Here is a 12,031-nt window from a genome sequence, read left to right as displayed (position 1 = left end):
GAGGAACATGCGGTTATGAGTTTAAAATTTAGCGTTCTTGCAAGCGGCAGTTCGGGCAACGCCGTTTACGTTGAAACCGAACAAACACGCTTGCTCGTCGATGCGGGCTTAAGTGCCAAACAGATTCAAATATTATTTGAAAAAGCAGCATGCGGTGAGGTGGCTGACATTGACGGCATCCTCGTCACGCATGAACATAGCGATCACATAAAAGGACTCGGTGTGCTGGCTCGGAAGTTCAAGCTGCCGATCTATGCGAACAAAAATACGTGGAATGCCATGAACGGTTTGATTGGTGAAGTGGCGACCGAGCAAAAGTTTGAGTTTGAAATGGAAAGTGTGAAAACGTTCAACGATCTAGAAGTTGAATCCTTTGGTGTGTCACATGATGCGGCGGAACCGATGTTCTACGTGTTTCATCACAACGGAAGAAAGCTTGCGCTCATGACGGATACGGGCTATGTGAGCGATCGTATGAAAGGTATCATTCGTGACAGCCACTCGCTGGTGATCGAATCGAACCATGACATCAACATGCTCATGATGGGACGGTATCCGTGGAACATTAAACGCCGTATTTTAGGGGACCATGGTCACATTTCGAACGAAGATTGTGGACATGCTCTCGCTGATGTAATCGGGGACGGCACGAAACATATCTATCTTGCTCACTTGAGTAAAGATAACAACATGAAGGATATTGCTCGTTTAGCGGTTGAGCAGACGTTAAAAACGTACGATATTTCAGCGGGTGAACAAGTTATTCTGCACGATACAGATGCGAGTCAGCCAACAAAATTGGTTTTAGTCTAAAATACTTACTTGTTTAAAGTAAGCCGTTTCCGGAAATAACAATAAGTGTGGGAAATTATGAAAAATAACCCAAAATGTCCATAATTTCAGGACTAATTGCTTATACTAGGTTATGAATTCATCCATTTTATTGTTGAAAGGAACGGTGAGGAGCATATGGGCTATTACGATGATGATTATGAATCACCATCTCGACAAAAAGGAAACCGCGGAGGAAAGTTTCTACCAGCGTTGCTAGGAGCTATTCTAGGCGGCTTGCTTGTCTTATTTACAGTACCTGCACTAGGAGGAGCTGGTCTTTTGCCAGATAATCTGTATCCTCCGAACGAAGAGGAAAATGGGTTAGGTACTGACGAAAATGTGGAACAGCGAAAAGTGGATGTCGATCTCACTACGAATGTAACGGATGCGGTTGATAAAGCATCTGGAGCGGTAGTGGAAGTTATCAACATTCAGCAGACTGATTTTTGGAGCCAGCAGCCAGCGGGCACAGGATCAGGTGTTATTTATAAAAAAGAAGGCAACAAAGCGTATGTAGTTACAAATGACCACGTTGTTGCCGATGCGAACCAGATCGAAATTACACTTAGCAACGGCACGAAGCTTAAAGGTACTTTACGTGGAACAGATCCTCTCATGGACTTAGCTGTTGTTGAAATCGATGGCAGCAAAGTGGATAGTGTAGCGGAATTTGGCGTGTCAGGTGACTTAAAACGTGGTGAACCGGCAATCGCAATCGGTAACCCGCTAGGAAACTTTCCTGGATCTGTTACACAAGGTATCGTATCAAGTGCGGACCGTTCGATTCCCGTTGATCTGGATCAAGACGGAAACCCAGATTGGCAAGCTGAAGTTATTCAAACGGATGCAGCGATCAATCCCGGTAACAGCGGAGGTGCTTTAATTAATATCTCCGGTCAGGTGATAGGGATCAACTCTTCTAAAATCGCGCAGAACGAAGTAGAAGGAATCGGATTCGCTATTCCATCTGATGTAGCAAAACCGATCATCGAAGACCTTGAGAAATATGGTGAGACACGCAGACCGTTCTTAGGCGTTAACATCATTCCGCTTTCTCAAGTGAACACGTATCAACGTGAGCAGACACTGAAGATTCCAAACAGCGTGCAAGAAGGTGTCGTTGTTATGGAGATCACGTCAGCTTCACCAGCAGCGCGTGCAGGTATTAAGGAAATGGACGTTATTGTCGAGATGGGTGGAGAGAAGATCAAAGACCCAATCGCACTTCGTAAGTTCCTTTATACAAAAGCGAAGATTGGTGATGAGGTGGATGTGACGTTCTATCGTGATGGGAAGAAGAAGACCGTGAAAGTTGAATTGAGCGGTGGTAATCAATCTCAATAAAAGTGGGAACAGGGGGCTTTAGGGTCTCCTGTTTTTTTGTTTGTTGGTGCTAAGGTGTCTTTTGGGAGTGAGTTGATTTCTGTTTCAGGTTGCTCGCTTTCCGCGGGGCAGGCGGTGAGCCACATTCGTACGTTTCACGTATAAGTGTCTCACCTGCCCACCTGTCCCGCAGGAGTCTCGCACCTTACACTTCAATCAACTTGACGGTGAAGAATGAAAATAAAAGACAAAAGATAAGAAATACAAATACCCCTACCATTTAAGAAAAATCTAATGGTTGATTCCATATGTGGACAACTTTATTTTATTGGATTGTTTACACACAGCTGTAAATTCGTTAGTGTAATAAGAAGGATTGTGGATAAGTTAGGAGTGAAAAGATTTGGTTATTATTTGCTGCAAAGACCATGCTGAGCTTGCGATTGACATCATTGTGGATGAGTTCGAAACGCCTCCTGTAGTTGAGTTACTAACAGAGAATGATGAGTTATCAACAGGTTGTGAATACTGTGATAACAAAGGTGCATATAAAGTATCGAACATATGAACGCCTACAAGATATAGCACTAATTGTGCATATGTGGATAAGTTCTGGGGATAACTTATTTGAAAGGAAGTTTTCAACAAGTGAATATTTCAATCATTTCCGTAGGGAAATTAAAAGAAAAATACTTAAAACTAGGTATTGATGAATACTTAAAGCGACTAGGACCTTATGCAAAAGTAGAAATTATCGAGGTTCCTGATGAAAAAGCACCTGAAACCTTAAGTGATCAAGAGATGGTCATGGTCAAAAATGCTGAAGGTGAAAGAATTCTAGCAAAGATCGGTCAAGATGTGCATGTGATTGCGATGGCAATCGAGGGAAAAGCTGTTTCATCTGAAGATCTGGCTAAGAACCTAGATCAGCTTGCAACGTATGGAAAAAGCAAAGTGGCATTTGTCATAGGAGGCTCTTTAGGCTTGAGTGATGCTGTTATGAAGCGGGCGAATGAGAAGATATCGTTTGGAAAGATTACCTATCCGCATCAGCTGATGAAGTTGGTGTTGGTTGAGCAGATTTATCGGGCTTTTCGGATTAATCGAGGGGAACCGTATCATAAATAAGGGTAAAAGGTTGAGGGAGGCGAGTGCTTCCCTCATTGCATTTTCTTTATAAGAAAGATCGTTCATAAATGAAAAATCCACAGGAACAACACAGTTTATTTCACCCATTTGATTTACTAATGAACCGGTACTCCCTTGAAGAGCATCAATTGTAAAATCAAACATTAATTTGATGGCTTTAATTTGGCGACCTTTTTTAAAGGAAACCTTTTCTTTTGAAATCTGAATATCTTTAATGAATAAGGCAAGGAGTTCCTTTTTCTCTGCTGCATCTGTATGCTCTAAAACAGAATCAAGGTTTTGAAGAAGGTGCTTGAGTGATTCTGTATCGATCGGATCTGTGTTAACGTTTGTTAGCTGTGAATCTGCTGTTAGAATTCTTTCCTCTATAGAATTAAGATGCTGTTTCTGATCCTTCAGTTTATTACTATAGATGTCTCGAAGATCTGGATCATCCATTATCATCGTTACAAGGTTATCAATATGTTTTTCTATTTTTTGTTTGTTAGAAAATAGGCGTTTCTTTTCTTCTTGAAGAGGGCGTTCTACATTGGAACGTTCTGAGTTCATTCTCCCTACTAGTTTTTCAATAAAATAGGGTTCCATAACTACACGCTTAATTTCCTCAATCACATACATTTCTGCTTTATCAGCATTTATTGTATTTGCCTCGCAGACAGTGAGACCTTTATTTTTGTATTGTCCACACTGATAGAGACGATAGACAGCTCCATTTTCCCCTCGTGCTTTTGCAGCAACTATTTCATAACTCTATTTCCATTGAAATAACAACATTTATTAAATTTTTACACTTGAATTCACATAGTAAATAGCAAGCATTTTAACAAAGGTACATAGAATTATGTACAACTTGGAATTAAAGTGCTAAATCGTCCCTATGTGATTTTCGTTGCTATTTGTGATGTTAGTTATGACTATTTCTATTTTTCATAAAGGTTTTATGGGATTTTATGTTAAAATGCAGATAAAGAAACAGGATAGGCTTGTTTAACTATTTATATTAGAAAAGGAGGAAACTTATGAAAAAGTATATTTGTAACGAGTGTGGAGGAGAATTCTCCAAAAATCAACTCGATTCAGAATTACTGGTAGATGGTGAGTCTTTCTGCAAAGCATGTGCTAGAAGCTTAATGGAAGCTGGAAGAGACTTTGTAGATCCTAATCATAATTTTGATTCGTATGAAGACTGGGACAAAAATGGACATTAATTAAAATAACAGAAGTATTAAGAATAAACCCCAATATAGTTGGTTAAGAATTTTTATTATTTCTTTGATTACTATATATTGTGTGCTTTAGTTGAAGAAGAATAGTAAATAATACGATAAAAACGCTCAGGAAAATCTTTCTGAGCGTTTTTGCTTGCTGTTTATACTGTTAATTATCGTTAGAATGTTTGCGAATTATTATTTTTTTATGTTGCTATTAGCAATTTTCCCTCCAGAAACTGAACCCGTTACTTTTTCCCGCTACCTTTTTTATTTATCTATTTTACCCTATCCAACGTTACGGTAAACCGTACCATAATTAAATGGTAGTTATTGCTACACAAGAATAACCATTTGACAAAACCCCAACTCCATAATAGTATTGAAAATTATATTCAGAACTACTAAAAAACTTATAGATAGCAAGCTATAATCGCTGTAGGTCGTACTACAGCAGGAGCAGCTTCTGGAGAGACCGCCTCAATAGCGGCGCCGAAGGGTTCACAATCTCAGGCAAACGGACAGAAGAGTATCGAATTTTGACTTTGTTGTGCCTGTCATATCTAGCGCAGTGAATGCTTTTTTCATATTCTAATGTACAAGAGATTGGAGATTCCTCCAGTCTCTTTTTTGTTTGATTTGCATCTTAGAAGGAGGATTCATACGTGTCACAGCAAGAGTTGAAGAGGGATTTGGCTAACCGTCATGTGCAGCTGATTGCTATTGGCGGAACGATTGGTACGGGGTTATTTTTAGGTTCAGGAAAAGCGATTCAGCTTGCCGGGCCGTCTGTTATATTTGCTTATTTGATCGTTGGGGTCGCATTGTTTTTCATGATGAGAGCGCTAGGGGAACTGCTGCTTTCGAACGCAGGTTATGAGTCGTTTACCGATATAGCGGAGGACTATCTTGGTCCGCGAGCTGCTTTCATCACAGGCTGGACGTATTGGTTCTGCTGGATTATGACGGCGATGGCCGATGTGATTGCGGTCGGTGTTTATGTTCAATATTGGTTTGACATACCGCAGTGGGTTCCAGCGATTGTCTGTTTGCTTCTTTTACTGGGGCTGAATCTATTAACGGTAAAGCTTTTCGGTGAATTAGAGTTTTGGTTCGCATTAATCAAGGTGATTACGATTCTAGCGTTAATTGTGATAGGCGTTGTTCTACTCATTATGGGTTACCAGACGGATGCGGGAACGGTTTCCTTAGACAACCTGTGGAATCATGGAGGTTTGTTTCCTAATGGTGTGACTGGTTTCCTACTCTCGTTCCAAATGGTCGTGTTCGCGTTTGTCGGGGTTGAATTGGTCGGTGTAGCGGCAGCAGAAACATCTGATCCGAGAAAGAATATTCCGTCTGCGATCAATAAGATTCCACTTCGGATTCTCTTTTTCTACGTTGGCGCATTGATTGTATTGCTATGCATCAATCCTTGGACAGAGTTAAACGCAACGGAAAGTCCGTTCGTTAAAACGTTCAGTTTGATAGGGATTCCGCTTGCAGCTGGGATTATTAATTTTGTTGTACTGACTTCAGCGGCATCTGCTTGTAACAGTGGTTTGTTCTCAACGAGCCGCATTTTATTTACGTTAAGCAAGAGTGAACAGGCACCTCGATCTTTCAAAAAACTAACGAAAAATGCTGTACCTGGAAACGCCCTTTGGGTTTCCACTGTTGTTGTTTCAGTGGGAGCGCTCCTCAGTAAGTTGATTCCGGAGCAAGCTTTTGGCATCGTAACAACAATAAGTGCCATCTGCTTCATCTGGGTGTGGAGCGTGATCTTGATCAGCCATATTAAATACCGTAAAACACGATCTGATTTGCACAAAAAGTCAGCTTTTAAAGCACCTTTTGCTCCATTCATTAATTATGTGGTGCTCGCCTTGTTCGGGTTAATATTAATCGTCTTACTTGTGGCAGAAGCTACACGTCCGGCGTTATTGCTGACACCCGTTTGGTTTATTTTATTATTTTTCTTGTATGCTTTTAAAAAACCTATGCTGAAATAAAAGGATTGGTTATTTGGAATGCATCAGTGATCTGGATCTTTAGAGACATCTTACATTTTATAAGTAGCATCTTTAAGCAGGTGATAAGCAGGAAGCGACGAATTTTCCTTTAGAGTTAATTACAAGGAGGTTTTTAGGGTGAATTTGTCAAGATATCGGAGAACAGATACTGCTTCAAAAGTGATCTCAGTTCCACCTCAAATCGTCTATCTAGCTATTATAAATCCGGATTCACTAATTCAATGGCTTCCGCCTGAAGGGATGTCGGGTAAAATTGATACCTATGATTGCCGTGAAGGAGGAGCTTATAAAATGACGCTAACGTATGAATTGGATGAGTTGATTCTTGGCAAAACGTCGGATAACACCGATGTGGCGGAAGGAACATTTTTGGAGCTGGTCCCAAACCAGCGAATTGTCCAATCTGTTAACTTCAATTCCGAAGATCCTGCTTTCTCGGGTGAGATGATACAGAAATGGATATTGGAAGATGTTTCAGGAGGCACTAATGTTACAATCGTTTGTGAAAACGTACCAGAAGGTATTCGTAAGGAAGATCACGACACTGGACTAAGGTCCACGCTAGAAAATCTTGCTGCTTTTACTGAGAAATTGTAAATAGATACATGGAATTTATCTGATGAACAAGCCAGAGATTTTTTAAAATCTCTGGCTTGTTTCAGTTATTTTATTGATTAGCGCGTATCTTTTAGTTTTTTAGTTTAGGGGCGCGGGCACGGTTCTCGTGCTTCTTATTCTATAATTAGATAGAAAGGTGAATCCTTTAGTGTTTACAGTTGTAAGTTAGGAAGCAGCAGAACCGTCCCTTTGCTTTCCCTACCTCCTCGCACTCCATCGATTTATCAGTCCAACGAGATGACCATTTACGAAAATGACCCCAAGGATAATGATTGCTCCACCTAGAATACTGGTATAAATAACCTTTTCATGTAGAAGTAGCACGGCTGCTATCAGTGTAGAGACTGGTTCAAGGTATAAGAAAACAGATACTTGAGTGGCCTCCAACACCTCTAATGCTTTTGCCCAGTACCAGTAGGCAATACCGGATACAAAGACTCCAAGGAAGATAAGATGAGCCCATTCTACTCCATCTAGAAGAGTAAGCTTTTCCCAGCTTTTGTTCTGAAAGATGAATGGGAGAGTAAGCAAAAGTCCCAAAGTACTCATGTAAAAGGTGAGTACCAATGCAGGCAATGGCACTTTTAGGCTTTTTAGTAAAACTGAATAAATGGCCCAATTTAAAGTACTGAGAACCATCAGTAGATACCCGATGTTGATCGAGAATCCTAATGACCTGTCTCCACCTGCTGTTGTGACCAGCAATACACCACTAATGGCCAAAATAATTCCAATAGCCTTTGGAAATGTCATCTTTTCATGCAGAAAGACCATGGAAAGAACGACGGTGAAAATCGGGGATAACGTAATGAGCCAGCCTGCAGAGGATGCATCAATGGATAAAAGCGCGCTTGCCTGAATAACTTGATGAAGAAAAACACCAAGAATCCCTAATACGATTAAGTGAGGGATATACTGTATCGGCAGCTTTATGGAATGTTCCTTTTTTACAAGGATAAGTACTAATAAAAATAATGCACCTATACCAAAACGGATGACCAGAAGAGTAAAGGGATCAAGCTTGTCCAGTACCGCTTTAGTCGAGACAAAGGATATTCCCCAAAGGCTGATGGACATGGTGGCATACAATGAGGCTCCCAGCATTTTTCGATATGAAATCATAGATAGGCTTTCCTTTCCCAGTCAATTGTTCTACCATCTTATGCTTGTCCTCGAAGAAACATGAGGATGAGAAGCTTAGCTAGGGTCAAGAAAGTTCTTGTGAAACGAGGAGAAGGAAGCGGCAGAACGCGCAGATATCTAATAATCATACAAGCGCAAAGGTGATAGAAAAAAGTTGATGAAATAGTGACTGACGAAGAAGGGAAACAAAAGGAGTTCTCTTCTTTTTGCTTTTTCGTTTAGATAGTTAAAGAACAACCGAACGACCAACCTTTCGTTTCTATCTGTTAATTTCCTCATAACACGTTTATCTTTTTAATGAATTGTGCTCTAATAAGAAAGAGTTAAAAAAGCAGGTAGTTTATGGTGCGCTGTGGCTTAGGTGAGCATTAGTGTATGTATCAAGAGTTTGCGAAATGAGGAATACCCATGAAAAGATTTAAGAAGTTTTATATAGAGATTACGAGCATCTGTAATTTGGCGTGTCATTTTTGTCCTCCAACGGAACGAGCTAAACAGTTCATCTCCATTGATGATTTTACGAAGCGTTTAGACCAGATCAAGCCGTATACCGATTTCATCTATTTGCATGTAAAAGGTGAGCCGCTGCTTCATCCTAAAATCGATCAGCTATTGGACATAGCCCATGAAAGAGGATTTAAAGTTAATATCACGACGAATGGGACACTCATCAAAAAGAACTGGGACAAGCTTATCAATAAGCCTGCGCTGAGACAGATGAATTTCTCCCTTCATAGCTTCGATGGCCACGTCGGGCAGAGTATGACGGATAAAGAAGAATACGTTAGAACGATTCTTTCTTTTGTACAAGAAGCAACGAGAGAGTCGTCGTTATTTGTTTCTTTAAGGCTTTGGAACCTGACGCAAGACAATGCAACGAACTTGGAGAAACAGCGTAATCGTCAGCTGCTTGAGATTATTGAAAACGAATTTAATCTCACATTTAAAATTGAAGAAAAGCTCACGCCGGGTAAAGGTATCAAACTAGCGGATCAAATTTTCATCAATCAAGATTACGAGTTTAAATGGCCAGCACTGCATGAAGAAGAGGACGACGGAAAAGGATTCTGCTACGGCCTACGCAATCAAGCGGGTATTTTGGCGAACGGTACAGTCATTCCATGCTGCCTAGATGGAGAAGGGGTCATTAACTTAGGAAATATTAATGAAACAGACTTCTCAACTATTATTGAAGGTGATCGAGCAAATAATCTTGTAGATGGTTTTTCGCGAAGAGAAGCGGTTGAGGAACTTTGCAGAAAGTGTGGTTATCGTAAGCGGTTTGGTAAATAGTACGAAAACATATGCAAGACATTTAAGACGGGGAGTTACCCTGTCTTTTTTTTGGGCAAAAAAACGCACCTAATCTCAAGAGCTTTGAAGCAGCAAATTCTGCATCAGCATTGTGATTAAGTGCGTTCATTATTTATTATTTTAATTTAACATCAAATCGATCAGCGTCCATCACTTTTACCCATGCTGCGACAAAGTCGCGAACGAATTTTTCTTGGTTGTCATTCTGCGCATACACTTCAGCGAGTGCACGAAGTTCTGAGTTGGATCCGAACACGAGATCAAAGCGGGAAGCTGTTCGCTTCACTTCACCTGATTTACGGTCGCGGCCTTCGTACTCGTTAAATCCTGTTGATTTCCACTCTACGCCCATGTCGAGCAAGTTTACGAAAAAGTCGTTCGTTAACGTGCCAACGCGGTCGGTGAATACACCGTGTTTCGTATTCTTATAGTTTGTCCCAAGAACACGCAGACCTCCGACAAGGACAGTCATTTCAGGAGCAGACAGACCTAGTAGCTGTGCTTTGTCTACGAACATCTCTTCAGGGCTTGTACTATATTCTTTCCTTTGATAGTTTCGGAACCCGTCTGATACCGGCTCTAAGACATCAAACGAAACATCGTCCGTTTGTTCAGGCGTTGCATCACCGCGTCCCGGTGTAAATGGAACCGTCACATCAAAGCCCGCATCTTTTGCTGCCTTTTCGACGGCTGCACTTCCGCCAAGAACGATTAAATCGGCTAGGCTCACCTTCGTGTCGAGCTTGTTTTGTAGATCTTGATAGATTCCTAGCACTTTCTCCAGTTGCTCAGGTTCGTTCGCTTCCCAACCTTTCTGAGGAGCTAGGCGGATGCGTGAACCGTTCGCACCTCCACGCATATCAGAAACGCGGTACGTACTAGCTGAAGCCCATGCCGTTTTGACGAGCTCACTCACCGATAATCCTGTATTAAGGATCTTTTCTTTTAACTGAGCGATGTCAGATGCTGATAGATCATAATCTACACTTGGAACAGGGTCTTGCCAGATGAGTTCTTCGTCTGGAACCTCTGGACCGAGATAACGAACTTTCGGCCCCATGTCACGGTGAAGAAGCTTGAACCACGCTCGTGCAAAAGCATCAGCGAATTCATCTGGATTCTCGTAATAACGACGAGAAATTTTTTCATACTCCGGATCCATACGCAATGCCATATCAGCTGTTGTCATCATCGTTTTCACTTTGATGGATGGATCTTCTGCATCTGGAGCCATGTGCTCTTCTGTCACATCTACTGGACTCCATTGGTAAGCGCCTGCTCTACTTTTCGTTAACTCCCACTCGTAACCGAACAGAAGATCAAAGTATCCGTTATCCCATTGTGTTGGGTTAGACGTCCATGCTCCATCAATACCACTCGAAATGGTGTCGCGGCCTTTTCCGCTGCCGTGACGGCTTAGCCAGCCTAGTCCTTGCGTTTCGATGTCTGCTGCTTCCGGATCGTCTCCTACAAGAGAAGGGTCCCCTGCGCCATGTGCTTTTCCAAACGTATGTCCACCTGCGATAAGCGCAACAGTTTCTTCATCATTCATCGCCATACGGCTGAACGTATCACGAATATCACGAGCACTTGCGAGCGGATCAGGCTTTCCGTTCGGCCCTTCAGGATTCACATAGATCAGACCCATCTGAACAGCAGCAAGCGGGTCTTCAAGTTCACGGTCACCCGAATAACGGTTGTCCGCTAGCCATTCTTTTTCCGTTCCCCAATAAACATCTTCTTCTGCATGCCAAATATCTTCACGTCCACCAGCAAAACCAAACGTTTTTAACCCCATGGATTCAATGGCTACGTTACCCGTGAAAACAAGGAGATCTGCCCATGAGATCTTGTTGCCGTATTTTTGTTTGATCGGCCATAACAGACGGCGAGCTTTATCAAGGTTTACGTTATCTGGCCAACTGTTTAGAGGTGCGAAGCGTTGAGAACCTGATCCACCCCCGCCGCGTCCATCAGCTGTACGGTATGTACCTGCCGCATGCCAAGACATACGGATGAAGAAAGGACCATAGTGACCATAATCTGCTGGCCACCAATCTTGGCTGTCGGTCATCAACGCATGAAGATCTTTTTTTAGCGCGTCATAATCTAGTTTGGAGAACTCTTCACGATAATTAAAATCGTCTCCCAACGGATTCGATTTTTTGTCATGCTGGCGAAGAACATTTAAATTGAGTTGGTTCGGCCACCAATCCTTATTCGTCGTACCATGTGGCGCTCTTGAAGTCGTAATTGCACTATCCTTGTGGTGTGTGACAGGACATTGACCTGCTGATGTGTGTTCTTTTTGATCGGGCTTGTTGTTGTTTTCCATTACAATTTCCCCTTCCTTTTTTGGAACTTAAAATTGCAAAACACGAAAAGCCATGATGTTAAATATTTGATAAT

The 12,031-nt window shown here is 41.7% G+C and carries 10 protein-coding genes and 1 riboswitch; of the genes, 8 read left to right on the top strand and 2 right to left on the bottom strand.

Annotated features, from left to right (window positions below; all coding sequences use genetic code 11):
* The first annotated feature begins 15 nt into the window (after window positions 1–15).
* From IHV11_RS15660 to IHV11_RS15630, 7 genes are all read left to right on the top strand, one after another.
* Entirely contained in the window at window positions 16–813 is a 798-nt protein-coding gene (locus IHV11_RS15660; protein ID WP_197195440.1) for an MBL fold metallo-hydrolase, read from the top strand.
* Between the two features lie 156 nt (window positions 814–969).
* Window positions 970–2,178: a S1C family serine protease gene (locus IHV11_RS15655; protein WP_197195439.1), complete on the top strand. Its 1,209-nt coding sequence runs from the start codon at window positions 970–972 to the stop codon at window positions 2,176–2,178.
* A gap of 382 nt (window positions 2,179–2,560) precedes the next feature.
* Window positions 2,561–2,725 (top strand): CxxH/CxxC protein, encoded by a 165-nt coding sequence (locus IHV11_RS15650; protein WP_137791296.1) that lies wholly within the window; start codon window positions 2,561–2,563, stop codon window positions 2,723–2,725.
* An 80-nt stretch (window positions 2,726–2,805) separates the two neighbouring features.
* Complete coding sequence (rlmH, locus tag IHV11_RS15645) at window positions 2,806–3,285, top strand: 23S rRNA (pseudouridine(1915)-N(3))-methyltransferase RlmH (protein WP_197195482.1); 480 nt, start codon at window positions 2,806–2,808, stop codon at window positions 3,283–3,285.
* 1,040 nt (window positions 3,286–4,325) lie between these two features.
* The gene (locus IHV11_RS15640; protein ID WP_197195438.1) at window positions 4,326–4,514 is read left to right on the top strand and encodes a hypothetical protein; all 189 of its coding nucleotides are present in this window, start codon (window positions 4,326–4,328) and stop codon (window positions 4,512–4,514) included.
* A gap of 456 nt (window positions 4,515–4,970) precedes the next feature.
* Window positions 4,971–5,049: riboswitch (glycine riboswitch) on the top strand.
* A 130-nt stretch (window positions 5,050–5,179) separates the two neighbouring features.
* Window positions 5,180–6,526 carry an amino acid permease gene (locus IHV11_RS15635; RefSeq protein WP_197195437.1) on the top strand — a complete coding sequence of 449 codons (1,347 nt, stop codon included), beginning with the start codon at window positions 5,180–5,182 and terminating at the stop codon, window positions 6,524–6,526.
* Window positions 6,527–6,664: 138 nt separating this feature from the next.
* Entirely contained in the window at window positions 6,665–7,144 is a 480-nt protein-coding gene (locus IHV11_RS15630) for an SRPBCC family protein (RefSeq protein WP_197195436.1), read from the top strand.
* A 219-nt stretch (window positions 7,145–7,363) separates the two neighbouring features.
* Here the strand turns inward: IHV11_RS15630 and IHV11_RS15625 are convergent, their stop codons facing one another.
* Window positions 7,364–8,287: a DMT family transporter gene (locus IHV11_RS15625; RefSeq protein WP_197195435.1), complete on the bottom strand. Its 924-nt coding sequence runs from the start codon at window positions 8,285–8,287 to the stop codon at window positions 7,364–7,366.
* A gap of 429 nt (window positions 8,288–8,716) precedes the next feature.
* Between IHV11_RS15625 and IHV11_RS15620 the strand changes: the two genes are divergently transcribed.
* Window positions 8,717–9,601, top strand: a complete 885-nt coding sequence (locus IHV11_RS15620; protein WP_197195434.1) for a radical SAM/SPASM domain-containing protein — start codon at window positions 8,717–8,719, stop codon at window positions 9,599–9,601.
* A gap of 136 nt (window positions 9,602–9,737) precedes the next feature.
* Here IHV11_RS15620 and katG read toward each other — a convergent pair whose 3' ends face one another.
* On the bottom strand, window positions 9,738–11,957 hold the full coding sequence (katG, locus tag IHV11_RS15615; protein ID WP_197195433.1) for a catalase/peroxidase HPI: 2,220 nt from the start codon (window positions 11,955–11,957) through the stop codon (window positions 9,738–9,740).
* Window positions 11,958–12,031: the final 74 nt, after the last annotated feature.

Origin of the sequence: Fictibacillus sp. 26RED30, assembly GCF_015903845.1 — a bacterium.
GTDB lineage: Bacteria > Bacillota > Bacilli > Bacillales > Fictibacillaceae > Fictibacillus > Fictibacillus phosphorivorans.
Note: the sequence above shows the minus strand (reverse complement) of the source record. Positions and strands in the feature narration are given on the sequence as shown.

Coding starts and splice junctions, on each gene's coding strand:
- IHV11_RS15660 (WP_197195440.1), top strand. CDS start 16: ATGAGTTTAAAATTTAGCGTTCTTGCAAGCGGCAGTTCGGGCAACGCC.
- IHV11_RS15655 (WP_197195439.1), top strand. CDS start 970: ATGGGCTATTACGATGATGATTATGAATCACCATCTCGACAAAAAGGA.
- IHV11_RS15640 (WP_197195438.1), top strand. CDS start 4,326: ATGAAAAAGTATATTTGTAACGAGTGTGGAGGAGAATTCTCCAAAAAT.
- IHV11_RS15625 (WP_197195435.1), bottom strand. CDS start 8,287: ATGATTTCATATCGAAAAATGCTGGGAGCCTCATTGTATGCCACCATG.
- IHV11_RS15620 (WP_197195434.1), top strand. CDS start 8,717: ATGAAAAGATTTAAGAAGTTTTATATAGAGATTACGAGCATCTGTAAT.
- katG (WP_197195433.1), bottom strand. CDS start 11,957: ATGGAAAACAACAACAAGCCCGATCAAAAAGAACACACATCAGCAGGT.